24 protein-coding genes are annotated in these 23,057 nt (G+C 69.3%); 12 read left to right on the top strand and 12 right to left on the bottom strand.

Features of this window, described 5'->3' with window-relative positions; genetic code table 11:
* The first annotated feature begins 69 nt into the window (after positions 1-69).
* The gene (locus tag T8T21_RS09310) at positions 70-621 is read left to right on the top strand and encodes a L,D-transpeptidase (protein WP_322335395.1); all 552 of its coding nucleotides are present in this window, start codon (positions 70-72) and stop codon (positions 619-621) included.
* Positions 622-848: 227 nt separating this feature from the next.
* On the opposite strand, the gene trpS is transcribed toward T8T21_RS09310, so the two are convergent.
* Complete coding sequence (trpS, locus tag T8T21_RS09305) at positions 849-1,865, bottom strand: tryptophan--tRNA ligase (RefSeq protein ID WP_183473615.1); 1,017 nt, start codon at positions 1,863-1,865, stop codon at positions 849-851.
* A gap of 78 nt (positions 1,866-1,943) precedes the next feature.
* Between trpS and T8T21_RS09300 the strand changes: the two genes are divergently transcribed.
* Complete coding sequence (locus T8T21_RS09300; RefSeq protein ID WP_322335394.1) at positions 1,944-2,657, top strand: rhomboid family intramembrane serine protease; 714 nt, start codon at positions 1,944-1,946, stop codon at positions 2,655-2,657.
* Here the strand turns inward: T8T21_RS09300 and murJ are convergent.
* From murJ to T8T21_RS09285, 3 genes are read right to left on the bottom strand one after another with little or no spacing between them, the layout of a single operon-like run.
* Positions 2,654-4,240, bottom strand: a complete 1,587-nt coding sequence (gene murJ, locus T8T21_RS09295) for a murein biosynthesis integral membrane protein MurJ (protein WP_322335393.1) — start codon at positions 4,238-4,240, stop codon at positions 2,654-2,656. The genes T8T21_RS09300 and murJ overlap by 4 nt on opposite strands.
* Positions 4,237-7,056: a [protein-PII] uridylyltransferase gene (locus tag T8T21_RS09290; protein WP_407660024.1), complete on the bottom strand. Its 2,820-nt coding sequence runs from the start codon at positions 7,054-7,056 to the stop codon at positions 4,237-4,239. Before T8T21_RS09290 ends, murJ begins: the two co-directional genes overlap by 4 nt.
* Positions 7,016-8,200, bottom strand: coding sequence for a penicillin-binding protein activator (locus T8T21_RS09285; protein ID WP_322337477.1), 1,185 nt, complete (start codon positions 8,198-8,200; stop codon positions 7,016-7,018). The genes T8T21_RS09290 and T8T21_RS09285 overlap by 41 nt, the downstream gene beginning before the upstream one ends.
* 74 nt (positions 8,201-8,274) lie before the next feature.
* Here T8T21_RS09285 and rsmI point away from each other — a divergent pair, with 74 nt between their 5' ends.
* From rsmI to gshB, 3 genes are all read left to right on the top strand, one after another.
* Positions 8,275-9,162, top strand: coding sequence for a 16S rRNA (cytidine(1402)-2'-O)-methyltransferase (gene rsmI / locus T8T21_RS09280; RefSeq protein ID WP_322335392.1), 888 nt, complete (start codon positions 8,275-8,277; stop codon positions 9,160-9,162).
* Between the two features lie 136 nt (positions 9,163-9,298).
* Positions 9,299-9,715 (top strand): YraN family protein, encoded by a 417-nt coding sequence (locus tag T8T21_RS09275; RefSeq protein WP_322335391.1) that lies wholly within the window; start codon positions 9,299-9,301, stop codon positions 9,713-9,715.
* Positions 9,716-9,808: 93 nt separating this feature from the next.
* On the top strand, positions 9,809-10,753 hold the full coding sequence (gene gshB, locus T8T21_RS09270) for a glutathione synthase (protein WP_322335390.1): 945 nt from the start codon (positions 9,809-9,811) through the stop codon (positions 10,751-10,753).
* Here the strand turns inward: gshB and T8T21_RS09265 are convergent.
* The 3 genes from T8T21_RS09265 to cobU form a co-directional block, all read right to left on the bottom strand.
* Positions 10,750-12,261, bottom strand: coding sequence for a YifB family Mg chelatase-like AAA ATPase (locus T8T21_RS09265; protein ID WP_322337476.1), 1,512 nt, complete (start codon positions 12,259-12,261; stop codon positions 10,750-10,752). The genes gshB and T8T21_RS09265 overlap by 4 nt on opposite strands.
* 61 nt (positions 12,262-12,322) lie before the next feature.
* Positions 12,323-12,889: a histidine phosphatase family protein gene (locus tag T8T21_RS09260; RefSeq protein ID WP_322335389.1), complete on the bottom strand. Its 567-nt coding sequence runs from the start codon at positions 12,887-12,889 to the stop codon at positions 12,323-12,325.
* The gene (gene cobU / locus T8T21_RS09255) at positions 12,886-13,410 is read right to left on the bottom strand and encodes a bifunctional adenosylcobinamide kinase/adenosylcobinamide-phosphate guanylyltransferase (protein WP_322335388.1); all 525 of its coding nucleotides are present in this window, start codon (positions 13,408-13,410) and stop codon (positions 12,886-12,888) included. Before cobU ends, T8T21_RS09260 begins: the two co-directional genes overlap by 4 nt.
* A 108-nt stretch (positions 13,411-13,518) precedes the next feature.
* On the opposite strand from cobU, the gene T8T21_RS09250 reads away from it, so the two are divergent.
* The 5 genes from T8T21_RS09250 to T8T21_RS09230 all read left to right on the top strand — a co-directional run bounded on the left by T8T21_RS09250 (position 13,519) and on the right by T8T21_RS09230 (position 19,268).
* On the top strand, positions 13,519-14,397 hold the full coding sequence (locus tag T8T21_RS09250) for an RNA polymerase factor sigma-32 (protein WP_183473654.1): 879 nt from the start codon (positions 13,519-13,521) through the stop codon (positions 14,395-14,397).
* Positions 14,398-14,461: 64 nt separating this feature from the next.
* Positions 14,462-15,679, top strand: coding sequence for a bifunctional phosphopantothenoylcysteine decarboxylase/phosphopantothenate--cysteine ligase CoaBC (coaBC, locus tag T8T21_RS09245; RefSeq protein ID WP_322335387.1), 1,218 nt, complete (start codon positions 14,462-14,464; stop codon positions 15,677-15,679).
* A 13-nt stretch (positions 15,680-15,692) separates the two neighbouring features.
* Complete coding sequence (gene dut / locus T8T21_RS09240) at positions 15,693-16,169, top strand: dUTP diphosphatase (RefSeq protein ID WP_322335386.1); 477 nt, start codon at positions 15,693-15,695, stop codon at positions 16,167-16,169.
* Positions 16,166-17,230: a HesA/MoeB/ThiF family protein gene (locus T8T21_RS09235; RefSeq protein ID WP_322335385.1), complete on the top strand. Its 1,065-nt coding sequence runs from the start codon at positions 16,166-16,168 to the stop codon at positions 17,228-17,230. The genes dut and T8T21_RS09235 overlap by 4 nt, the downstream gene beginning before the upstream one ends.
* A gap of 22 nt (positions 17,231-17,252) precedes the next feature.
* A complete protein-coding gene (locus tag T8T21_RS09230; RefSeq protein ID WP_322335384.1) occupies positions 17,253-19,268 on the top strand; it encodes a M3 family metallopeptidase in 2,016 nt (671 codons plus the stop codon).
* Positions 19,269-19,376: 108 nt separating this feature from the next.
* On the opposite strand, the gene T8T21_RS09225 is transcribed toward T8T21_RS09230, so the two are convergent.
* Positions 19,377-19,775, bottom strand: a complete 399-nt coding sequence (locus T8T21_RS09225; protein ID WP_322335383.1) for a cytidine deaminase — start codon at positions 19,773-19,775, stop codon at positions 19,377-19,379.
* Between the two features lie 50 nt (positions 19,776-19,825).
* Positions 19,826-20,077, bottom strand: a complete 252-nt coding sequence (locus T8T21_RS09220; RefSeq protein ID WP_322335382.1) for a hypothetical protein — start codon at positions 20,075-20,077, stop codon at positions 19,826-19,828.
* Positions 20,078-20,195: 118 nt separating this feature from the next.
* On the opposite strand from T8T21_RS09220, the gene T8T21_RS09215 reads away from it, so the two are divergent.
* The gene (locus T8T21_RS09215) at positions 20,196-20,492 is read left to right on the top strand and encodes a hypothetical protein (protein WP_183473777.1); all 297 of its coding nucleotides are present in this window, start codon (positions 20,196-20,198) and stop codon (positions 20,490-20,492) included.
* Between the two features lie 2 nt (positions 20,493-20,494).
* Here the strand turns inward: T8T21_RS09215 and T8T21_RS09210 are convergent, their stop codons facing one another.
* Both T8T21_RS09210 and T8T21_RS09205 read right to left on the bottom strand, forming a co-directional pair.
* Positions 20,495-21,370 carry a cation diffusion facilitator family transporter gene (locus T8T21_RS09210; protein ID WP_322335381.1) on the bottom strand — a complete coding sequence of 292 codons (876 nt, stop codon included), beginning with the start codon at positions 21,368-21,370 and terminating at the stop codon, positions 20,495-20,497.
* Positions 21,371-21,374: 4 nt separating this feature from the next.
* The gene (locus T8T21_RS09205; RefSeq protein ID WP_322335380.1) at positions 21,375-22,007 is read right to left on the bottom strand and encodes an SH3 domain-containing protein; all 633 of its coding nucleotides are present in this window, start codon (positions 22,005-22,007) and stop codon (positions 21,375-21,377) included.
* 269 nt (positions 22,008-22,276) lie between these two features.
* Between T8T21_RS09205 and T8T21_RS09200 the strand changes: the two genes are divergently transcribed.
* Complete coding sequence (locus T8T21_RS09200) at positions 22,277-22,477, top strand: hypothetical protein (RefSeq protein ID WP_322335379.1); 201 nt, start codon at positions 22,277-22,279, stop codon at positions 22,475-22,477.
* Positions 22,478-22,493: 16 nt separating this feature from the next.
* On the opposite strand, the gene T8T21_RS09195 is transcribed toward T8T21_RS09200, so the two are convergent.
* Positions 22,494-23,054, bottom strand: a complete 561-nt coding sequence (locus T8T21_RS09195; RefSeq protein ID WP_322335378.1) for a hypothetical protein — start codon at positions 23,052-23,054, stop codon at positions 22,494-22,496.
* Positions 23,055-23,057 lie beyond the last annotated feature (3 nt).

Genomic DNA, 23,057 nt, shown 5'->3' with positions numbered 1-23,057 from the left:
GCGCTCTCGTGAGTTGAACATCGGTTACCCGGCGGGGGTATACCCGGACAAAACAGGCAAGGAGTTCCCATGACCCGTAGCAGACGCGGTTTCCTCGTCGCCGGCGCCGCCGGCCTCGCCACGCTCGCGGCCCCGGCATTCGCCGTGCCCGGCGCGGTGCAGCGCAACGTCTCGGCGCTGCAGAAGATCGACTGGCGCGACCATTTCGACGCGCTGGGCGTGGGCGTGATCGTCGCTGATACCAAGGCCCGGGCGGTGCATTACTGGGGCGGCGACGGCGAGACATATCGCCTCTACCCCTCTTCGGTGCCGGTCAGCCCCGAGCTGACCAAGCTCGGCTACACGGAGGTGGTCCGCAAGGTTGAGGGACCGACCTGGACGCCGACGCCCTCGATGCGCGAGCGCGATCCTTCGCTCCCCAAGGTGGTGCCCGCCGGTCCGGGCAACCCGCTCGGCACCCATGCGCTCTACCTGTCGTGGCAGTATTACCGGATCCACGGCACCCATGACACGCGCAAGATTGGGCGGCCTTCCTCCGACGGCTGCATCGGTCTCTACAACGAACACATCGCCAAGCTCTACGCGCTTGCCGAGGTCGGCACGAAAGTGCGGCTGATCTGAGCTTCGAAAGCGGGAAAGGGGCACGCCGCCCCTTTCCCTGCGCCTATCGGCGGGTCCGTCGAACAGCGGCCGCCGAAGGACCGGCGCTCGTCCTTCACCATTCCTTAAATACGCAAATCCCGCCATCGGCGGTCAGTCCCGCCGTGGGCCTCTTGGCCGATCAGCCTGGCCAGTCATGCGTATTCGAAGGGGACGGGCAGGGCGCGCGGCGCCCCGCCCGAGGGTCTTCAGCGGATGAGACCCATGATCTCGCAGGTCTTCGACAGGATCGGGTCGGCGATGGCGCGGGCACGCTCGGCGCCGCGCTCCATGATCCGGTCGATCTCGGCCGGGTCGTCCATCAGCCGCGCCATTTCGGACGAGATCGGCGCCAGCTTCTCGACCGCCAGATCCGCAAGCGCCGGCTTGAATTGGCCCCAGCCCGCGCCGCCATGCTCGGCGATCACCTGCTCTGCCGTCATGCCCGACAGCCCGGCATAGATGTTGACGAGGTTCTTCGCCTCGGGACGATCCGCGAGGCCTTCGACGCTCTCGGGCAGGGGGGCGGGGTCGGTGCGGGCCTTCTTGAACTTCTTGGCGATGGCGTCGGCATCATCGGTCATGTTGATGCGTTCCATGTCGCTCTCGCCCGACTTCGACATCTTCTGGGTGCCGTCGCGCAGGTTCATCACCCGCATCGCCGGCCCCTCGATCACCGGGTTGGTGAGCGGGAAGAAGTCGGTCTTGTAGTCGTGGTTGAACTTGGCCGCGATGTCGCGGGTCAACTCCACGTGCTGCTTCTGGTCCTCGCCCACCGGCACGTGGGTGGCGTGATAGGCGAGGATGTCCGCGGCCATCAGCGACGGGTAGGCGTAAAGGCCGAGCGATTGCTTCTCGGCGTTCTTGCCCGCCTTTTCCTTGAACTGGGTCATCCGGTTCATCCAGCCCACGCGCGCCACGCAGTTGAACAGCCAGCCCAACTCGGCATGGGCCGAGACGCGGGACTGGTTGAACAGGATCGATTTTTCCGGATCGATGCCCGAGGCCAGGTAGCTCGCCGCCACCTCGCGGGTGGCGCGGCGCAGCTCCTCGGGATCCTGCCAGACGGTGATCGCGTGCAGGTCGACCACGCAGTAGAGCGTCTCGAATTCGCCGCCCTGCATCTCGACGAACCGCTTGATGGCCCCCAGATAGTTGCCGAGCGTCAGACCCCCCGAGGGCTTGATGCCGGAAAAGACGCGGGGGGCGAACGTGGTGTCGGTCATGGCGCGTGTCCTGCTGGAAACCGGGTGGCATTCCGATTAGCCATGCCCCCTGTCGAGGTCAACCGAAGGGACCTAAGGATGCGACCGCAAGGCTATTACGACCGCCCCGACCCGAACCACGCGCCGATCGAGGGGCCGTTCGGCTCGTTGCCGCCGCTGATTGTCGTGCTGGCGCTGGTCATGGCGTTGATCGAGGCCGCGCTCAGCCTCGGTGCCACCGGCCTCGTCGGCGGGCCGCAGGCCGTGGGCTGGCGGATCGCCGCGATCGAGGGGCATGGCTTTGCCCCGGCCGTGTTCGACCGCCTGCTTGTGGCCTGGGACTGGGGGCTCGCCGCGCGGCTGCTGAGCTACCCGTTCGTGCATATGAGCCTGACCCATGCGCTCTTTGCCGTGGCGCTTCTGCTGGCGCTGGGCAAGTTCGTCGGCGAGGTCCTGCACCCGGTGGCACTGGCGCTGCTGCTGGTCGTCACGACGCTGGCCGGAGCGGTGGGCTTCGGGCTCTTCGTGACGGCGAGCTACCCGCTGATCGGCGCCTATCCGGCGATCTACGGGCTGATCGGCGCCTTCACCTACCTGATGTGGCTCAGGCTTGGGCAGGCCGGGTCGAACCGGCTGGCGGCGTTCCGGCTGATCGGGGTGCTGCTGGGACTGCAGCTCGTCTTCGGGCTGCTGTTCGGCGCCGACCCCGCATGGGTGGCCGACGCCGCCGGTTTCATCGCCGGGATCGCGCTGGCGTCGCTGCTCGCGCCGGGCGGCGCGCGCGGCTTTCTCGCGCGGATGCGGACGCGCTAGCGCCGCACCGCCCGACGAAACTCGGCCAGCCGAAACGCCCCGAGGAGCTGGCCGAAGCCGAAATACCCGGCCATGCCGATCGCAACCAGCAGCGCCAGGGCCGGGTAGCGCACCGATGCGGTAGCGAGGAACGGCCCCAGCAGCGCCGCCGCGGCCAAGAGCAACGCCCCCATCAAGGCCGACGCGCCGCAGATCCGCCACAGCCGGCGGCGGAAGCGGTCATCCCATTCCGCAGCCGCACCCATTTGCCGCGAGCCGCGCCACAGCAGCCAGACCATCGCCCAGCCCGCCAGCGTCGTGCCCAGCGCGGCGGCGATGAAGCCGATGACCGGTGCGAGGCCGACCGCCACCACGACGTTCACCAGCATCGCCACCACCGCGTAGCGGAAGGGCGAGCGGGTGTCCTCGCGCGCGAAGAACAGCGGCTGCAGCGCCTTTTGCAGAACGAAGGCGGGCAGGCCGAGGCCATAGACCGCGACGGTGAGTGCCGTCGCCATCGTGTCGTCAGAGGTGAAGGCGCCGCGTTCGAACAGCACCGAGACCAGCGGTACCGGGATCACCACCAGCGCCACGGCAGCGGGGATGGTGAGCGCGAGGCTCATCTCGGCGGCGCGGTTGAAGGCGTCGCGACCACCTGCCTCGTCGCCGGCGCGCAGCCGTCGCGACAGGTCCGGCAGCAGCACCACGCCGACGGCGATGCCGACGACGCCCAGCGGCAGCTGGTAGAGCCGGTCGGCATAGTTGAGCCAGGCCACCGCGCCTTCGAAGAAGCTCGCGACCTGGCGGCCGACCAGCAGGTTGATCTGCACCACGCCGCCCGCCAGCGCGGCGGGGGCGGCGATGGCGAAGAGCTTGCGCATGTCGGGCGACAGCCGCGGCCAGCCCAGCCGCAGGTGGAAGCCCGCGCGCTTGGCCGCCCACCAGACGAGGCCGAGCTGCACCGCGCCCGCGAAGGGCACCGACAGTGCCAGCGTGTCACCGACCCGGAGCCCCAGTGCCCGGTCGATGCCGAGGCCAAGGCTCTCGGACGGATCGCGCCCGAGCGCCGCGCCGATCAGCACCGCAACGATGAACACGATGTTGAGCAGCACCGGCGCCGCGGCCGCGGCCATGAAGCGGCCCGTGGCGTTGAGCACGCCCGAGGCCAGCGCGGCGAGCGAGATGAACAGGATATAGGGAAAGGCCAGCCGGCCGTATTCCACGGCGAGGTCGAAACGCTCGTCCCCGGCAAAGCCCGAGGCCATCAGCAGCACCAGGCCCGGCATCGCGACGATACCGGCCACCGTGAACACGGTCAGCACGAAGGCCATGCCGACCCAGGCTTCCTGCGCGAAGGCCTCGGCATCCTCGCCGCCTTCGACCTTCTTCGAGAACATCGGCACGAAGGCCATGTTGAAGGCGCCCTCGGCGAAGAAGCGGCGGAACATGTTGGGCAGGGAGAAGGCCACGAGAAAGGCCTCGGCCACCGGGCCTGCGCCGAGATAGCCGGCGATCATGATGTCGCGGGCGAAACCGAAGACCCGGCTCAGCAGGGTCCAGATGCCGACGGTGAGAAAGCCCTGCACCAAGCGGATGGGCTTCAAGACACGGCCCTCCGTGCGCCCGCTTCGATGGCCTCGCGCAGGCGACGCTCGAGGGCGCGCTGCTTCGACTCAGAATGGTATTTCAATCCGAACATGTCCTTGACGTAGAAAGTATCGACCGCCTGCTCGCCATATGTCGCGATGACGGCGGAGGAAATATAGACGTTTGCCGCCGCCAGCGTCCGGGTCAGGTCGTAGAGCAGACCGGGCCGGTCGCGGGTGTCGACCTCGATGATGGTGAAGATCTCCGAACCCTCGTTGTCGAAGGCGATCGAGGTCGGCACGCGGAAGGCGCGCTCGCGCTTGCGGATCTTGTCGCGGTCCTTGATGGCGTCGCGCGCCACCACCTCGCCGCGCAGGGTCTTGCCGATCATCTGCTCGAGGCGCGGCAGGCGGGCCTCCTCGTAAGGATGCCCCTCGGCGTCCTGAATCCAGAAGACGGCGGTGCAGAGCCCGTCCTTGGCGGTGTAGGTGCGCGCGTCGACGATGTTGGCGCCGACCAGCGCCAAGGCCCCGGTGAGCCGCGAAAACAGCCCCGGATGGTCGGTGGTGGCAAAGCTCACCCGGGTCGCGTCGCGGTCGGCGTCGAGCATCAGGTCGGTGCGGATCTCGTCGGTGCGCAACCCGCGCAGCAGATGCGCGAAGGTGAGGTGGCTGTCGAGCGGCAGGCCCTGCCAGTAGGGGCCGTAATGCCGGCTCGTCTCGGCGCGCAGCTCCGGCTGCGGCCAGTCCGACAGCGCATCGCGCAGCGCCTTCTTGGCCTCGGCCTCGCGGGCGCCGCGGTTGAGATCCTCGAGCCCGGTGGCCAGCGCCTCCTCGGTCGCGGTGTAGAGCCCGCGCAGCAACATGGCCTTCCAGTTGTTCCAAGTGCCGGGGCCGACGCCACGGATGTCGCAGACGGTCAGCACGCAGAGCAGGTCGAGCCGCTCCTTGGTCTTCACCGCGCGGGCGAAGTCGCGCACCGTGCGGGGCTCGGAGATGTCGCGTTTCTGCGCCATGTCCGACATCAGCAGGTGATGGCGCACCAGCCATTCGACGGTCTCGGATTCCTTTTTCGACAGCCCGAGCCGCGGGCAGACCCGGCGGGAGATCTGTGCGCCCAGCACGGAGTGATCCTCGTCGCGGCCCTTGCCGATGTCGTGCAGCAGGAGCGCGACATAGAGCACCCGGCGGTTCACCCCCGCCTTGAGGATGCCGGAGGCCACCGGCAGCTCCTCGACCAGCTCCTCGCGCTCGATCTGCGCCAACGTGGAGATGCATTGGATCGTGTGCTCGTCCACCGTGTAGTGGTGATACATGTTGAACTGCATCATCGCGACGATCGGCGCGAATTCGGGCAGGAAGGCCGCGAGCACGCCGAGCTCGTTCATCCGCCGCAGCGCCCGCTCGGGGTTGCCGCGCCGGATCAGCAGGTCGAGGAAGATGCGGTTGGCTTCGCGATCCTCGCGCAGGCCGGCATCGATCAGCTGCAGGTTCGCCGCCACCAGCCGCATCGCGTCCGGGTGCAGCAGGTGCCCGGTGCGCAGGGATTCGTCGAAGATCCGCAACAGGTTCACCGGATCGGCGAGAAAGGCCGCCTCGTCGGCCACGTCGAGCCGGTTGTGCACGATGCGGTAGGGCGGGCGGGCGCGTTTGCGTCGCGCCAGCAACCGGGTCAGCATCGGCTCGGATTTCAGATGCGTGGCCTCCTGCGCGGTCAGGAAGATCCGCGTGAGCTCGCCCACCCGGGTCGCGTGGCGGAAGTAGTCCTGCATGAAATGCTCGACCGCGCGCCGGCCACCGCCATCGGCATAGCCCATCCGCTCCGCCACCTCGACCTGCATGTCGAAGGTGAGCTGGTCCATCGCCCGGTCGGTGATCAGGTGCAGGTGACAGCGCACCGCCCAGAGGAAATCCTCGGCCCGCACGAACTCGGCATATTCCTCGTCGGTGAAGACGCCGCGCCCGACGAGCTCGGCCGCATCCTGCACGCCGTAGACATATTTGCCGATCCAGTAGAGCGACTGCAGGTCCCGCAGCCCGCCCTTGCCCTCCTTGACATTGGGCTCGACGACATAGCGTTGGCCGCCCTGCTTGAGATGGCGGGCGTCGCGCTCGGCGAGCTTAGCGGTGATGAATTCGGGCGCGGTGGTGCGGAACAGCTCGGCCCAGAGCCGGTCCCGAAGGCTGGTGGCCAGCGCCGGGTCGCCGGCGAGGCGGCGGCATTCCACGAGGCTGGTGCGGATGGTGAAATCCTCGCGAGCCAGCCGCAGGCAGTCCTTCACGGTGCGGCTGGCATGGCCGACCTTCAGCTTCAGGTCCCACAGCATGTAGAGCATCGTCTCGATGACGCTCTCGGCCCATGGGGTGATCTTCCAAGGCGTCAGGAACAGCAGGTCGACATCGGAATGCGGCGCCATCTCGCCGCGGCCGTAACCGCCCACCCCCATCAGCGACAGCCGCTCGCCCTCCGTCGGGTTGTGCAGCGGGTGCAGCGTCCGAGCGGCGTCGAAGCAGGCCGTGACGATCCGGTCGGTAAGCCAGGCATAGGCCCGGGTCGCTGGCCGGGCGGCAAAGGGGCGGGTGGCGAAGGCGCGCGCGATCGCCGCACGACCGTCGCGGCGGGTCTCGGCCAGCACGCCGACCACCGCGCGCCGCGCGGCCATGGCGTCCTCGGCTCCGGCGAGCGCCTCGGAGAGGCGCGCCCCGACCTTCTCGGCGTCGAATATGTCGCGCGCCGGAAGAATGAGATCTTCCGGCGCGTCGAAAGCTTCGGTCGTGGACTGCGTCGCCGGGCTAGAAGCCGGCGCCGCGGAAGCTTGTGGGAGCAGGGTCAAGGATAACCACCTGGTTGTTGCGGATCGTGGCGACCGCGAGGCCACGCTGGTTGGTGCCGTCGGGCAGCAGGCGGAAGATGCCGGAGGTGCCCTTGAAGCCCTGGCTCTGGGTCAGCGCGTTGCGGGTCAGCGCGTCGGCGCGGCCCGTGGCGGCCAGCGCGCCGATGGCGGCGATGCCGTCATAGGCAAGCCCGGCAAGCGGGTGCGGCTGCGCGCCGTAGGTCGCGGCGTAACGCTGTTCGAAGCCGCGGTTGCGAGCGGTGTCGGGCACCGCGAAGAGGCCGTTCTGCAGCCCCGGCAGCGCCAGCGCCTGCGGCGCCGCGTCCCAGCGGGTCAGGCCCAGCATCCGGGCCTGTTGCGGCGTGATGCCGGCATCGTTGAGCGCGGTGGCGAGGATCGGCAGGTCGGCGTTGACGCCGGCCGTGGTGAAGACGCCGGTGGCGCCGGTCGAGCGGACCGTTTCGGCGACGCGCGGCGCCGCGGCCTGCACGCCTGCCTGGCTCAGCTCGTAGGCCTGGGTCCCGGCCACGGCCCCGCCGGCGCCGTTCACGGCGTTGACGATGGCGTCGCGGCCGATCGTGCCCTGCAGGTCGTTGCCAAAGGCCACGGCGTAGCGCTGGATGCCGTTGCGCATGCCGTAGCGCACCAGCCGGTTGGCGGTGTTGGCGAAGGTCGAGCCGAGCACGAAGACGTTGCCGCCCGCGATGGTCGGGTTGTTCGAGAAGGCGAGGACGTTGATGCCTTGGTTCGACACCGCCACGCCGGCGGCGTTGGCGGCCTCGGCGTAGAGCGGCCCGAGGATGATCTGCGCGCCCTCGGCCACGGCGGTGGTCGCCGCCTGGGCGGCGCGGCCCGGATCGCCGGCGGTGGGATAGACCTTCATCTCGATTTCGACGTCCGAAAGGTCGGCGATGGCGAGGCGGGCGGCGTTTTCGAGGTTGGCGGCAACCAGCGCATCGCCTTGCGAAGACGAGCCGGCGGGCACCAGGAGTGCCACCTTGACGGGGGCGCCGGCGGTGACGCGCTGGGCGTCCGAGACGGGGCCGGTGGCGACAATCGGCTGGCATGCGGCCAGCCAGAACATGGAGAACAGGGCGACGAGGCGGGCCGCGGCCTTGCGGGGCTGCGGCAAACGGGCGAACATGGGCATCACTTTCTCCGGCACGGGCGCGGGGGCGGGTTCCAACGCAATCATAAACCGGGGCGGGCGGCGGTCCAGTGACGAATTTCGAAACGAGACCGGTTCCGCCGGGGCTGCACTTCGTGGCGACGCCGATCGGAACGGCGCGGGACATCACGCTAAGGGCGCTCGACCTGCTGGCCGGGGCCGATGCGCTCGCCGCCGAGGACACGCGGACCTTGCGCAAATTGATGGAGATTCACGGTGTGCCGCTGAACGGTCGGCCGCTGCTGGCCTATCACGACCATTCGGGGGCGGGGGACCGGGCGCGGATCCTCGCGGTGCTCGAGCGCGGCGGCTCGGTGGCCTATGTTTCCGAGGCCGGCACGCCCCTGGTCGCCGATCCGGGCTATGCGCTGGGTCGCGCCGCGATCGCCGCCGGGCACAAGGTTCTCGCCGCGCCGGGCGCCTCGGCGGTGCTGGCGGCGCTGGCAGTGTCTGGGCTGCCGACCGACCGCTTCGCCTTCGCCGGTTTTCTGCCGCCGGCCAAGACCCAGCGGGAGACCGAGATCGCCGCGCTCAGGGCGCTGCCCTTCACGCTGGTGCTCTATGAGAGCCCCAAGCGCGTTCACGAATTATTAGCTTCCTTGCGCGATATTCTCGGGAGTGACCGGCAGGTGGCGCTGTGCCGCGAACTGACTAAGCGGTTCGAGGAGGTCATCCGCGGGACGGCGGCGGAGGTCTGCGCCGAGATCGAGGGACGTACGCTCAAGGGAGAGGTCGTCGTGCTGGTCGGCCGGGCCGAAACCGAGGAGGTGACCGGTAGCGACCTCGAGACCGCGTTGCGCGAGGCGATGCGCAGCATGCGGATCAAGGATGCGGCGACGGCGGTGGCCGGGGCGCTCGGCCTGCCACGCCGGGAGGTCTATCAGGCGGCGCTGAACCTGGCGAAGGAGCCGGATGATGCAGATGGAGATGGGGCTTGAGGGAGGCTCTTGGCCAAGAGCGCGACGCGCGCGGTTAGGTCAGACGCGATCGCGTGAGGAAAGGGAAGGGCAGCTTGCCCTCGAACTCGCCAGTCCGGTGCCTGCGACGGATGCTGAGCCCTGCATCGAGCCGTCGATGCGGCGCCCGGATGCTGCGGGGGCCCAATGCACTGATGGCGAAGCGCCTGTCCGCGTCGAGCGTGGCCGGCGCGGATATCTTTCCGGTCTCGCGGCCGAGGAAAGCGTCGCGCGACACTATGCGCGCAGCGGGCGGGTGATCGTAGCGCGGCGCTGGCGCGGTCGGGGCGGCGAGATCGACCTGATCCTGCGCGAAGGTCGGCGCCTCGTCTTCGTCGAGGTCAAGGCGGCACGAAGCTTCGACGCCGCGATCGGCCGGATCGGCAACCGTCAGATCGACCGTATCCGCCGCTCGGCCGAGGCATTTTGCGGGACCGTGCCCAATGGGCAGCTGACCGAAATGCGCTTCGACCTCGCGCTGGTGGACGGGCAGGGCAGGGTGCGGGTGATCGATGGAGCCTTCGACGGCGACTGATCCCCCCCGTCCGGGCACAGGCCGCGTGCATTGCAGAGGGCGCGCGCATCGGGCATGGATCTGGGACCGCAATTCCAGCGAAAGATCGCCGCCATGCCCAAGCCCCTCAAGGTCGCTCTCCAGATGGACCCGATCGGCAGCGTCAACATCGATGCCGACACCACCTTTCGCATCGGCGAAGAGGCGCAGGCCCGCGGACACGAGCTTTTCTACTACACGCCCGACCGGCTCGCCTTTCAGGAAGGCCGGGTGACGGCGCGCGGCTGGCCGCTCGAGTTGCGCCGCGAAAAGGGCAACCACTACAGCTTGGGCGAGGAGCAGGAGGTCGATCTCTCGACCTTCGACGTGGTCTGGCTTCGGCAGGACCCCCCGTTCGACATGGGCTACATCACGACCACCCATCTGCTCGACATGATCCACCCCGGCACGTTGGTGGTGAACGACCCCTTCTGGGTGCGCAACTACCCCGAAAAGCTGCTGGTCCTGAACTTCCCCGACCTGACGCCGCCCACCGCCATCGCTCGCGACCTCGCCACGCTGCGCGCCTTCCGCGACAGGCATGGCGACATCATTCTCAAGCCGCTTTACGGCAATGGCGGCGCGGGGGTGTTCAAGCTGCACTCCGAGGACGGCAACCTCGCCTCGCTGCACGAGATGTTCACCGGCATCTCGCGCGAGCCGCTGATCGTGCAGAAGTTCCTGCCCGCCGTGACCAAGGGCGACAAGCGCGTGCTGCTGGTCGATGGCGAGCCCGTGGGTGCGATCAACCGCGTGCCGGCCAAGGGCGAGACCCGTTCCAACATGCATGTCGGCGGGCGGCCCGAAAAGGTCGAGCTGACCGATCGGGACCGCGAGATCTGCGCCGCGATTGGCCCGCTTCTGCGCGAAAAGGGGCAGATCCTCGTCGGCATCGACGTGATCGGCGACTGGCTGACCGAGATCAACGTGACTTCGCCCACTGGCATCCAGGAGCTGGAGCGTTTCGACGGCATCAACGTCGCCGCCAAGATCTGGGAAGCGATCGAGGCGAAGCGCTAGGCCTCGCGCCCCAGCGCGAGCCGGTATCCCACCGCTTCGGCCACATGCGGTCGGCGGACGGCCTCGGAGCCGTCGAGATCGGCAATGGTGCGCGCCACCCGCAGCACACGGTGATATCCGCGCGCCGAGAGGCCGAAGCGTTCGGCGACGCGCAGCAGCAGGTCGCGCCCCTCGGCATCCGGCGCGGCGATCTCCTCCAACTGGCGCCCCTCGGCGTCGGCATTGACCCGGGCAGGACCCTGCGCGAAGCGCGCCGTCTGGATCTCGCGTGCGGCATGAACCCGGATCGCGACCTCGGTCGAGCCCTCGGGCGGAGTGGGCAGGTCGAGATCGGTGAAGGCGACGGGCGGCACCTCGACCCGAAGGTCGATGCGATCCATCAGGGGGCCCGAGATGCGGCCCAAATATTCTTCGCCGCAGCCGGGCGCGCGGGCGCAGGCTCGTTCCGGATCGGAGAGATAGCCGCAACGGCAGGGATTGGCGGCGGCGATCAACAGGAAGCGGCAGGGATAGCGCAGATGCGCGTTGGCCCGGGCGACGATGACCTCGCCGGTCTCGATCGGCTGGCGCAGCGTTTCCAGCACGGCGCGCGGAAACTCCGGCAGCTCGTCGAGGAACAGCACGCCGTTATGGGCAAGGCTGATCTCGCCCGGCTTGGCACCGCGTCCGCCACCGGCGATGGCGGCGATCGAGGCGGTGTGGTGCGGCTCGCGGAACGGGCGCGTCCGGCTGATCCCGCCCTCGGTCAGCAGCCCCGAGACCGAATGGATCATCGAGGTTTCCAGCGCCTCCTCGGGCGAGAGCGGCGGCAGGATGCCGGGCAGCCGGGCGGCCAGCATCGACTTGCCCGAGCCGGGCGTGCCGACGAGCAGCAGATGATGCCGCCCGGCGGCGGCGATCTCCAGCGCGCGCTTGGCGCGTTCCTGCCCCTTCACGTCGCGAAGGTCGCGCGGACTGTCCGGGGCGGTGGCCAGCCCCGCCTGTGCCGGCTCGATGAGCTGCTGGCCGGTGAAGTGCCGGATCACGCGGGCGAGCGAGGGCGCCGCGATCACCTCAACCGCGTCGACCCAAGCGGCCTCGGCACCGCAGGCGGCCGGGCAGAGCAGGCGGCGCTCCTCCTCGGCGGCCGCCATCGCGGCTGGCAGTGCCCCGATCACCGGCACCAGATCGCCCGAGAGCGACAGTTCGCCCAAGGCCACCGTGCCGGCCACCTCCTCCTCGGGGAGCACCTCGATCGCCGCGAGCAGGGCCAGCGCGATCGGCAGGTCGAAATGCGAGCCCTCCTTGGGCAGGTCGGCGGGCGAAAGGTTCACCGTCACCTTCTTGGACGGGAGCGCGATGGAAAGCGCCGCGAGCGCGGCGCGGACCCTTTCGCGCGCCTCGCTCACCGCCTTGTCGGGCAGGCCCACGATGGTGAAGCCCGGCAGTCCGGCCGTCACCGCGCATTGCACCTCGACCAGTCGCGCCTCGACCCCTTCGAACGCCACCGTGTAGGCCCGCGCCACCATGCCCATGCCCTCCCGCTCGTTTCGAGACTTGGCCGAGGAGGTTGAGAAAGGTTTAACGCGGTCAGGGAAGCGCGTTGACCTCCAGCAGGCGCCAGCCCGTCGGGCCAGTCTCGATCCGGGTGAGCGACAGCGGCTCGATCCTATGGGCGAAGACCTCGCGCGCACTGCAGTTCAGCGCGCGCTGCAGCTGGGTGAGGATTACGCCGAAATGGGCGACGACGATCAGGTCGGCCCCCTCCTGCAGCCGGTCGATCGCGGCGTCGCAGCGCACCCGCAGCGCGTTCCAGCTTTCACCGCCGGGCGGCGCCACATCGCCGGGTGTGTCCCAGAAAGCGCGGATCAGCTCGGGCGTCTCGGCCTCGATCTCGTCATGCCGTCTCAACTCCCAGTCGCCAAAATGCATCTCGCGCAGCTCCGGGGCGTGCGGCAGGCGGGGCCGATCGCCGGCCAGCGCGTCGGCCGTGCGCACCGCGCGGTCGAGATCCGATGAAACCACCCGCGCCTCCGGCAGCCGCGCCGCAAGCCGGGCGAGGGCGGCTCCGTCCGTCAGGTCGGCGGCCAGGTCGGACCAGCCGCACATGCCCTTGGCATGGGTCGGCCCATGCCGGATCAACCACAGCCCGCTCACGGCATCTCTCCCTTGAGCGCAAAGGGCAGCCCGGCCATCACGCCGATCACGGTGTCCGCCCGGGCGGCGAGGCGGCGGTTGAACCCGCCCTGCAGCGCGCGGAACCGCCGCGCCAGCGCGTTGTCGGGCACGATCCCGGCGCCGACCTCGTTGGACACGACAACCACCGGGGCGGCGCAGGCGTCCAGCGCCGCGAAAAGCCGCGCCTCTTCTGCGGCGATGTCGGCCTCGGCCAGAAGCAGGTTCGACAGCCACAGCGTCGCGCAGTCGATCAGCGCGATTTCGCCTTCCGCGACGCTGGAAATTGCCGAAGCCGGGTCGAGCGGCGTCTCGATTGTGCGCCAATCCGGGCCGCGATCGGCGCGATGGCGGGCGATCTTTTCGCGCATTTCCGCGTCGAAGGCCTGCGCGGTGGCGATGTAGACGCGCGGCCGATCGCTCCTGCACACAAGGGTTTCGGCGATATCGGACTTGCCCGAGGCGGCGCCGCCTAGAACCAACGTCAATTTCTGCAAGGCCATGCGGGAAACTTTCCGAGAGGGCGCGGCGTTAAGGGTGCAGAAAGGTGACTAGCAGGCCGCCCGGCCATGGCAAGCGCACCGACCCTTTAATGTCCCGGGGACGATGACATGGCTTTTGACGGATTTGCGGACCAGTCGATGACCCGCAACGCGATGCGGGCAGAACTCCTAGATGCTGAAACCGAGTTGCGCCTCGCCTATGCCTGGCGCGACCAGAGATGCGAGAAATCGCTGCACCGATTGATCACCGCCTATATGCGTCTCGCCATCTCCATGGCGTCGAAGTTCCGGCGTTACGGCGCGCCGATGAACGACCTGATCCAGGAGGCGTCGCTGGGTCTCATGAAGGCCGCCGACAAGTTCGACCCCGATCGCGGCGTGCGCTTCTCGACCTATGCGGTGTGGTGGATCAAGGCGTCGATCCAGGATTACGTGATGCGCAACTGGTCGATGGTGCGCACCGGCTCGACCTCCTCGCAAAAATCGCTGTTCTTCAACATGCGCCGGGTTCAAGCCCGGATCGAGCGCGAGGCCGCCGCCGAGGGCCGCGAACTCGACGGTGCGACGCTGCGCAAGATGATCGCCAAGGAGGTGGGCGTGCCGCTCGCCGATGTGGAGATGATGGAAGGGCGGCTCTCCGGCTCGGACTTCTCGCTCAACGCCACGCAGTCGACCGAGGATGAGGGCCGCGAGTGGATCGAGGCGCTCGAGGATGACGGCATCCAGGCCGCCGAACTGGTCCAGAACAGCCACGACACCGACATGCTGCGGCAATGGCTTCTGGTCGCGCTCTCCTCTCTCAATGCGCGCGAGCAGTTCATTGTCCGCGAGCGCAAGCTACGCGACGAGCCGCGTACGCTGGAAAGCCTCGGCGATGAGCTTGGCCTCTCCAAGGAGCGGGTCCGCCAGCTCGAAGCCGCCGCCTTCGGCAAGATGCGCCGCAGCCTCGAGGGTCAGTCGCGCGAGGTGCGTGGCTTCTTCGCCTGAGCGCCGATTGCCCCCGGACGCGGCAACGCCTAGGGTCGCCCCGCATTAACCGCGGGGCGAAGCCATGTCGCATATCCTCCTGATCATCGGCGGCGGTATCGCGGCCTACAAGTCGCTCGAACTGATCCGGCTTCTCACCGGGGCGGGCCACGAGGTGACGCCGGTGATGACCGAGAGCGCGGCACAGTTCGTGACGCCGCTTTCGGTGTCTGCGCTGGCTGGCAAGAAGGTCCATGAGGCGCTGTTCGACCTCACCGCTGAGGCCGAGATGGGGCATATCCAGCTGTCGCGCGTGGCCGATCTCGTCGTGGTGGCGCCGGCCACCGCGGACCTGATGGCGCGGATGGCGCAGGGCCGGGCCTCGGACCTCGCGTCGACGCTGCTTCTGGCGACCGATACGCCGGTGCTGATCGCGCCCGCGATGAACGTGCGGATGTGGGAGCATCCGGCGACCCGGCGCAACCTCGAGACATTGAAGAGCGACGGCATCATGGTGGTGGGGCCGACCGAGGGCGAGATGGCCTGCGGCGAATACGGACCGGGACGGCTGGCCGAGCCCGCCGCGATCCTCGCCGCGATCGAGGCGGCGCTGCCGGCCGAGCGACCGCTCGCAGGGCGGCACGTGATCGTCACCTCCGGGCCGACCCATGAGCCGATCGACCCGGTGCGCTACATCGCCAACCGCTCCTCTGGCGCGCAGGGCAGCGCCATCGCGGCGGCATTGCTGCTGCTGGGTGCGCGGGTCACCTTCGTCTCCGGCCCGGCCGAGGCTCCGCCACCCGAAGGGGCGCGGATCGTGCCGGTCGAGACGGCCGAGCAGATGCGCATGGCGGTCGAAGCAGCCCTGCCGGCCGATGCCGCGATCTTTGCCGCGGCCGTGGCCGATTGGCGGGTCGAGGGAGCCTCGGGCAGCAAGATCAAGAAGCGCGAGGGCGCGCTGCCCGATTTGCGGCTTGTCGAGAACCCCGACATCCTCGCCCGCATCGCCGGGATGGCGGTCGGACGGCCCGATCTCGTCGTGGGCTTTGCCGCCGAGACCGATGACGTGATCGCCAACGCCACCGCTAAGCGGGTGCGCAAGGGCTGCGACTGGATCCTCGCCAACGATGTCTCGCCGGGCACCGGGATCATGGGCGGCACCGAAAACGCGGTGACGCTGATCACCCGGAATGGGTCCGAGGAGTGGCCGCGCATGACCAAGCGCGCCGTGGCCGAGCGGCTCGCGCAGCGGCTAGCCGAGGCGCTCGGCGCCGGCGGCGAGAGCGCCTCCGGGACGGTTTGAGGAAGTGGGGACGATGGGATCGCGCATCGGGGTGAGACTGTGCTGGACCGAGACGGCGGACCGGTCGCTGCCTCTGCCCACCTACCAGACCGCCGGCGCCGCCGGCGCCGATCTGGTGGCCAATCTCGCGCCCGCCGATCGCGAGGGCGGCATCACCCTTGCGCCCGGTGCACGGGCGCTGGTGCCCACGGGGCTGCGGGTCGCGGTGCCGGAGGGCTTCGAGCTGCAATTGCGGCCGCGGTCCGGGCTGGCGCTCAAGAACGGCATCACATTGCCCAACAGCCCGGGCACCATCGACAGCGACTACCGCGGCCCGCTGGGGGTCATCGTGATGAATGCCGGGCAGGAGAGCTTTACCGTGACCCATGGCATGCGCATCGCTCAGGCAGTGCTGGCGCCCGTCGTGCTGGTGGCGTTCGAGATGGCCGAGGAGCTGGACGACACCGCCCGGGGGCAGGGTGGCTTCGGCTCGACCGGAGGGGTCGCGTGATCCTCGTCGGTGTCATGGCGGCGGTGCTGTGGGGCATCGGCGCGCTCACCGGCGCACCGCGCCGGGCCCGTCTCTACATGATCGGCCTGCTGATGACCGGCGTCATCGCCGCGCATCTGGTGCTGCCCGATGGCCATCCGCTGCGCGAGGCGCTGGGTGGCGAGGCGGCGCTGTGGCTGCTGATCCTGGCCGGGGCAGGGCTGGTCTGGCTGTATGGGCGGGGGCTGCGCCGGATCAAGGTGCGCATCGCCGCCGACAAGGCGCCCGAGGCCCCGCGCAAGGGCTTTTCCGAGACCGAGCTCACCCGCTACGCCCGCCACATCACCCTGCGCGAGATCGGCGGGCCGGGGCAGGGCGCGCTCCGCCGTGCGCGGGTGCTGGTCGTGGGCGCCGGGGGGCTGGGCTGTCCGGCCTTGACCTATCTCGCGGCCTCGGGCGTGGGCACCATCGGCGTGATCGATGACGACGAGGTCGATCTGAGCAATCTCGGTCGGCAGGTGCTGTTCGACGAAGGCCAGATCGGCATGCCCAAGGTCCATGCTGCCGCCGAAAAGCTGCGCGCGCAAAACCCCCATGTGGAAATCCGCCCCTATGCACGGCGACTGACCAGCGAGATCGCGGACGATCTGCTCGAGGATTACGACCTCGTCCTCGACGGCACCGACAACTTCGCCACGCGCGAGATCGTCAACGCCGCCGCGGTCGCCGGGGCCAAGCCGCTCGTCGCCGCCGCGCTCACCCAGTGGGAGGGGCAGATCTCCCTCTACGAGCCCGCGCGCGGCACGCCTTGCTGGGCCTGCGTCTTTCCCGAGCGGCCCGACGCCTCGCTCATCCCTTCCTGCGCCGAGGCGGGGGTGCTGTCGCCGCTGCCGGGCATCGTCGGGGCGATGATGGCGGCCGAGGCTGTGAAGCGGCTGACCGGGGCGGGCGAGACGCTGGCCGGGCGGCTGCTGATCCACGACACGCTCTATTCCGAGACGCGGACCATCCGGGTGAAGCCGCGCCGCGACTGCGCGGTCTGTGGCGGGCGGGGGCTGGAAGCGGGGCCTGCCGCCCCATAGGTTTCCCGCAAAGGAGACCCGCATGACCAACCCGCTACTGGAGCCTTGGGACACGCCCTTCGGCCTTCCGCCCTTCGACCGGATCGAGGACGATCACTGGAAACCTGCCGCCGAAGCGGCCATCGCGCAGGCCCGCGCTGCGATCGAGGCCATCGCCGCCGATCCCGAGGCGCCGACATTTGCCAACACCATCGCCGCGCTGGAGATGGCGGATGAGCCGATGGGCCGGGTTTTTGGCGCCTTCTACGCGGTGGCCAGCGCCGACAGCTCGCCCGCGCTGCAGGCGCTGCAACGCGATTTCGCGCCGATGCTCTCGGCCCACACGTCCTGGGTGATCGGCAACCGCGCGCTGTTCGACCGGGTCGAGGCGTTGTGGCAGGCGCGTGAGACGCTGGACCTTGGCGATGAGGAGGCGCGGGTACTGATGCTGACCCATCGCCGGTTCGTGCGGGCGGGCGCGAGGCTCGAAGGCGCGCAGGCCGAGCGGATGGCCGAGATCCGGGCCCGGCTCTCGGTGCTGGGTACGCAGTTCACGCAGAACCTGCTCAAGGACGAAGCCGATTGGAGCCTGCCGCTTTCCCCCGGCGATCTCGCCGCTCTGCCCGAGGGGCTGCGCTCCGCCGCGCGGGCGGCGGGTGGCGACAAGGGGCCGATCATCACCTTGTCCCGCTCGCTGGTGGTGCCCTTCCTGCAATATTCGCCGGACCGGGCGCTGCGGCGGAAGGCATTCGAAGCATGGACCGCGCGCGGCATGAATGGCGGCGAGACCGACAACCGTGCCATTGCCGCCGAAACGCTGAAGCTGCGCGAGGAGCGGGCGAAGCTTCTGGGTCACGACGACTACGCCTCGTGGAAGCTCGAGACCGAGATGGCCGGCAACGCGCAGGCCGTGCGCGAACTGCTGCATGCGGTCTGGACGCCCGCCCGGGCCGCGGCCAATGCCGACGCGCAGATCTACGAGGAGATGCTGCATGCCGACGGCCATGACGGCCCGCTCGAACCCTGGGATTGGCGCTACTATGCCGAGGCGCGCCGCCGGGCCGAGCACGAGATCGATGACGGCACGCTCAAGCCTTATCTCCAGCTCGACCGGATGATCGAGGCCGCCTTCTCGGTCGCGCATCGCCTGTTCCGGATCGAGGCGCGCGAGATCGAGGCACCTCTCTACCACCCCGACTGCCGTACCTTCGAGGTGACGCGGAACGGGGAGCACCTCGCCGTCTTCATCGGCGACTGGTTCGCCCGGCCCTCCAAACGTTCGGGCGCGTGGTGCACGACGATGCGCGACCAGCACCGCATGGGCGGGCGCGATGTGCGGCCGCTGGTTCTCAACGTCTGCAACTTCGCCAAGCCGGATGCGGGCGAGCCTGCGCTCCTGTCCTTCGACGACGCGCGCACGCTGTTCCACGAATTCGGCCACGCGCTGCACCAGATGCTGTCCGACGTGACCTATGAGAGCGTCTCCGGTACCTCGGTCGCGCGCGATTTCGTGGAGCTGCCGAGCCAGTTGTTCGAGCATTGGCTCGAAGTGCCGAAGGTGCTGCGCGAGTTCGCCCTCCATGCAGATACGGGCGCGCCGATGCCCGAAGCGCTGATGGACAGGATGCTGGCGGCGGCGAATTTCGACCAAGGCTTCGCGACGGTCGAGCAGACCGCCTCCGCCATTGTCGATCTGGAGTTCCATTGCGGCCCGGCCCCTGCCGATCCGATGCAGCGGCAGGCCGAGATCCTCGAAGAGATCGGCATGCCCCGTGCCATCACCATGCGCCATGCCACGCCGCATTTCGCGCATGTCTTCGCCGGCGATGGCTATGCCGCCGGTTACTACAGCTACCTGTGGTCGGAGATGATGGACGCCGACGCCTTCGAGGCGTTCCGCGAGACCGGCGATCCCTTCGACCCGGAGACGGCGCGCCGGCTCGAGGCACATGTGCTGTCGCGCGGCGGCTCGGAAGAGGCGGGGCTGCTCTACGAGCGTTTCCGCGGCGCCACGCCGAATGTCGAGGCATTGCTGCGCGGGCGCGGCTTGGCGGCCTGAGAGAGGTTGCTCAGGAGATGCAGGAAGGGGCGCGGTTCTCTGCGCCCCTTTTTACATCTGCTCTGCCAAGGGGCTGTATCGATCCGTACCTATCCAGCTTGGCAACCATCACCTGTAGGCTCCGGACCAATGATGGGTCTGAAGCTCGGCGAGCGGCCGAAACAGCAATTCATTGTCCGGGTTCGTGACCGCGACGAGCACGTCGGTTCCCCAGAACCTCAGGCGCTCCTGACAGATCCCGCAGGGAGACAGGATGTTGAAGGGAGAGGTCTCATCCTCGCGAAACAGGCAGAGGCTATGGGTGACCTTCAGATCGCGTTTGTGCGCTTCGAGAAAGGCGCCAAGCTCCATGCAGACGGACAGGGCGTCGAAATCGGTATCGGGCGCGACGCTGGTGACGATGTCTCCACTTTCGAGGCGCACCGCGGCGGCGCCGCCCCAACCGGTGGGGTAGCGGTGCTTCACCAGATCGACGGCGGCCGCGTATAGCTGCTGCTCCGTGTTCATTGGCCTTGCCAGACTAGCGGCGGACAGATCCCGCGCGAAACGGTGGCGCTTCAGGTCGCCTTGCGGTGCGCCTCGGCGGCTTCGGCGATGTGGTGCATCTCGTCGGCGAGCGCGCCCTCGATCGACAAACCCTCGCCGGGCACGGCGCCGGGATCCTCCTCGGCAGCGCTCATATGGCTGCGGTCGCGGATATATTCGCGCAGTTCGTCACCTGCCGGGCCCTCGACGACGGCCACCAGCCGGGCGATTACCTTGCGTTGGGCCAAGAGACGGCCTTCGAGCGTATCGGGATTTGCGGACATCGGGCGGCCTCCGGTCAAATGCATCTGCAAGTCCAACGTCAGCAGAGGGCAGGGCGTTCCCGGAACGCCGTTCCGGCCGAGGCGTTTTGCATCCGAGGACGACAACCGGAGAGACATCATGCGACATCACAGGAGGCGCGGGCCTGCGCTCTTGCCGACGCTGGCTCTGCTGGGCGGCGCGATCTGGCTGGCGCGACGCTACCGCGGTGAGATCCGGGGGATGGCCGAAGCGGGCATGGACCGGATGCAGGGCACCTCTCACCATGGCGGCGGCGCGGCCTTCGCCCATGACGAGGGCGGCCCGGTGCGCCAGGCCGGGCGCGAGGAAATGCGCGATCCGCCGCGGCGCTGGGACCTGCAGGACGAGACCGTGGACGAAAGCTTCCCGGCCTCTGATCCGCCGTCGAGCTACTGAACTCAGACCGGATCCTTGTGGATGATGACATCGGCGCCGGGATAGCGTGCCAGAATCGCACGCTTGAGCGCGGCGCCGATCGCATGCGCCTCGTGCAGGCTCTGGTCGCCATCGAGTTCGACATGCAGGTTGATGAAGACCCGCCCGCCCGAGCGGCGCGTGCGCAGATCGTGATGGCCGCGCACGCCGGGAAAGCCGCGCGCGACCGACTCGATCCCGGCCACCGTTTCGGCATCCACTGCCCGATCCATCAGCGCGTCCCAAGCGGCGCGGCCGATCACCAACGCGCCGCGCGCCATCAGCAGCGCCGCGCCGATGGCGACGACCGGGTCGACCCATGAGACGCCGAAGCGGCGCGAGGTCCACAGCGCCACGATCGCCCCCAGCGCCGGGACTAGATCGCCCAGATAGTGCAGCGAATCCGCGGCCACGACGCGGTTGCCGGTGGCGCGGGCGACGTGGCGCTGCCAGCCGACCAGTGCCACGGTGAGCACGATCGACAGCCCCATCACCGCGATGCCTGCGCCTTCGCGCACCGGCATGGCGGCAGGCTCGGCCAGGCGATGCGCCGCCGCGCCGCCGATCAGCGCCGCTGAGACGAGGATGAACAGGCTCTGGGCCAGCGCCGCGAGGTCCTCGGCGGCGGTATGGCCGAAGGCGTGGTCGTCATCGGCGGGGCGGGCGGCATAGGCGATCGCCGCGAGCGCGCCGAGCGACATCGCCAGATCGAGCGCCGAATCCGCCAAAGTCGCCGCGACCGACAGCGCGCCGGTCTGGAACAGCGCCCAGAGCTTGGCCGCGATCAGCAGCAGCGCCACCGCAACGGATGCCAGCCCGGCCGAGAGATTCAGCCGCTCTTCCGTACCGCGCGCCGCCACCGGCTCAGTCCAGAAGCTCGTCCGGGGCAACCCCCCAGAGCCGCGACTTGGGAGCCCAGCCCTTGTAGCCGCCGGCGCTCAACTCGCACCATTCGGGCCGGCATTCGAGCAGCCGGGCCACCACGCCCCCTTCGATCTGCGCCACGACGGTCGCGTTTTCCTGCGGACGGGAGCGCAGATCCAGAAGCTCGGCGTCGACGATCACCGTCCGCACGCCCGACAGCATCGCGTAATGCATCCAGCCGCCGACCCCTTCGCGGTCGGTGACCCGGCGCCAGTGGCCGTATTCGGCGGTTACCTGCAGCGGCATGTCGCGCCGCAGGAACACCCAGTCGATGCGATGCGACAGCGAGGGGCCGCGCCGGACATTGCCGCGATCGGTCGAAAGCGAGACGAAGCGCGGCAGCGGCAGGTTGGTCTCGGGGCCGCGGGTCGGCCCTTCGGGGATCGCGATCTCGCGCGGCGGCGGCGGCGAGGCAGGGGCTTCGGGAGAGGCCGGGGCCGCCGGAGCAGGGGCGGTTGCGACGCCCAGGCCCTCGGGGCGCGTGCGGGGTCGGCTGCCCTCCGTGCTCTGGGCCCAAGCCGGTTGCGCCGCGAGGGCCGCGAGCAGCGTCACGATTCGTCCGAAATGCGTCATGTCAGCCTTGTCCGTCTGGTCCCGATGCCACCGCGCGGCGCGCCCGGCAGGCGCGCGGGGCGCCCGGTTCGGGGACATTGCCACGAAGCCGGAGCCGGGAAAAGTCGCCCCGCACCGGAGCCGGTTCACGAATGGCGTATCCGTGACACGGCCGACCGGCTTGGGCTCCGCGCGTGAGGAGCAGGCGTCGAATCGGACGCGCGGAACGGGAACCGGCACGGCGAAACAGGCGTTAGGCGCGCGATACGGATCAACCCGACGGACCGCATATGAGAAACTGGGCCATCGCCTTCAGCCTGCTCGCGCTGCTCTCGGCACTCGCCTGCCTGGGCGCCAACACGCATGACACCCTGTCATTCGCGCGGGTGCTCATGGTGGTGTTTGGCGCGCTGGGTGCCTATGCGGCGGCTTCGCATGCGCTGGCCCGCAGCCGTCACCGGCCGCGCCGGGGCGGTCCGATCGAACTCTGAGCGCTCCCCGACGCGATCAGTTGGCGATGCGCCGCGCCAGCCGCTGTCCCGGCAGATCCGCGCCCAGCACCTGCGTACGTGCGTCGCGCGCGAAAGCGGTCAGCAGTTCGCGGTAATACCCGCCCGCCGAGTTCGCCACCGCGCCGACCAGCGTGCCGGTGCGGCTTTCGGCGGCTTCACCGGCCAGAACCTGGATCGTGTAGCTGGCGCGCAGCGCCCCGGAAGGATCGAGCACCCGCACCGCGCCCGAAAGCCGCGACTGATCGCGGCCCAGCGCCGTCGAAGTGCCGCCCGCGAGGTTGAGGCGCGAAACCTCTACCAGCATCCGCCACTGCCCGCCGCGTCCCAGCCGATCCGCGAATTCGCGCTTGAGCGCGGCTTCGAGATCGGGGGCGATCCGGCTGGTATAGTCGCGTGCCGCGCCGCTTTCGAAGCCTGCACCCATGGCCGTCACCTCGATACCCGCGAGCTGGAGTTCGGACCGGGCGGCGCGCGACAGCGGGTTCGGATCCGGCGCGCCGCAGGCGGCGAGGAGTCCGGCAAGACCGAGGGCGATCAGGTGGCGGCGGTTCGGCATGTC

Source organism: Limimaricola variabilis (genome assembly GCF_034371605.1).
In the GTDB taxonomy this organism is placed as follows: domain Bacteria; phylum Pseudomonadota; class Alphaproteobacteria; order Rhodobacterales; family Rhodobacteraceae; genus Limimaricola; species Limimaricola variabilis.
This window is presented reverse-complemented; position numbering and strand designations above follow the sequence as displayed.

Coding starts and splice junctions, on each gene's coding strand:
- T8T21_RS09275 (WP_322335391.1), top strand. CDS start 9,299: ATGCGGCGCCCGGATGCTGCGGGGGCCCAATGCACTGATGGCGAAGCG.
- gshB (WP_322335390.1), top strand. CDS start 9,809: ATGCCCAAGCCCCTCAAGGTCGCTCTCCAGATGGACCCGATCGGCAGC.
- T8T21_RS09310 (WP_322335395.1), top strand. CDS start 70: ATGACCCGTAGCAGACGCGGTTTCCTCGTCGCCGGCGCCGCCGGCCTC.
- T8T21_RS09250 (WP_183473654.1), top strand. CDS start 13,519: ATGGCTTTTGACGGATTTGCGGACCAGTCGATGACCCGCAACGCGATG.
- T8T21_RS09285 (WP_322337477.1), bottom strand. CDS start 8,200: ATGTTCGCCCGTTTGCCGCAGCCCCGCAAGGCCGCGGCCCGCCTCGTC.
- T8T21_RS09300 (WP_322335394.1), top strand. CDS start 1,944: ATGCGACCGCAAGGCTATTACGACCGCCCCGACCCGAACCACGCGCCG.
- T8T21_RS09265 (WP_322337476.1), bottom strand. CDS start 12,261: ATGGTGGCGCGGGCCTACACGGTGGCGTTCGAAGGGGTCGAGGCGCGA.
- T8T21_RS09215 (WP_183473777.1), top strand. CDS start 20,196: ATGCGACATCACAGGAGGCGCGGGCCTGCGCTCTTGCCGACGCTGGCT.
- T8T21_RS09200 (WP_322335379.1), top strand. CDS start 22,277: ATGAGAAACTGGGCCATCGCCTTCAGCCTGCTCGCGCTGCTCTCGGCA.
- coaBC (WP_322335387.1), top strand. CDS start 14,462: ATGTCGCATATCCTCCTGATCATCGGCGGCGGTATCGCGGCCTACAAG.
- cobU (WP_322335388.1), bottom strand. CDS start 13,410: ATGGCCTTGCAGAAATTGACGTTGGTTCTAGGCGGCGCCGCCTCGGGC.
- T8T21_RS09230 (WP_322335384.1), top strand. CDS start 17,253: ATGACCAACCCGCTACTGGAGCCTTGGGACACGCCCTTCGGCCTTCCG.
- T8T21_RS09205 (WP_322335380.1), bottom strand. CDS start 22,007: ATGACGCATTTCGGACGAATCGTGACGCTGCTCGCGGCCCTCGCGGCG.
- T8T21_RS09220 (WP_322335382.1), bottom strand. CDS start 20,077: ATGTCCGCAAATCCCGATACGCTCGAAGGCCGTCTCTTGGCCCAACGC.
- trpS (WP_183473615.1), bottom strand. CDS start 1,865: ATGACCGACACCACGTTCGCCCCCCGCGTCTTTTCCGGCATCAAGCCC.
- dut (WP_322335386.1), top strand. CDS start 15,693: ATGGGATCGCGCATCGGGGTGAGACTGTGCTGGACCGAGACGGCGGAC.
- T8T21_RS09195 (WP_322335378.1), bottom strand. CDS start 23,054: ATGCCGAACCGCCGCCACCTGATCGCCCTCGGTCTTGCCGGACTCCTC.
- T8T21_RS09225 (WP_322335383.1), bottom strand. CDS start 19,775: ATGAACACGGAGCAGCAGCTATACGCGGCCGCCGTCGATCTGGTGAAG.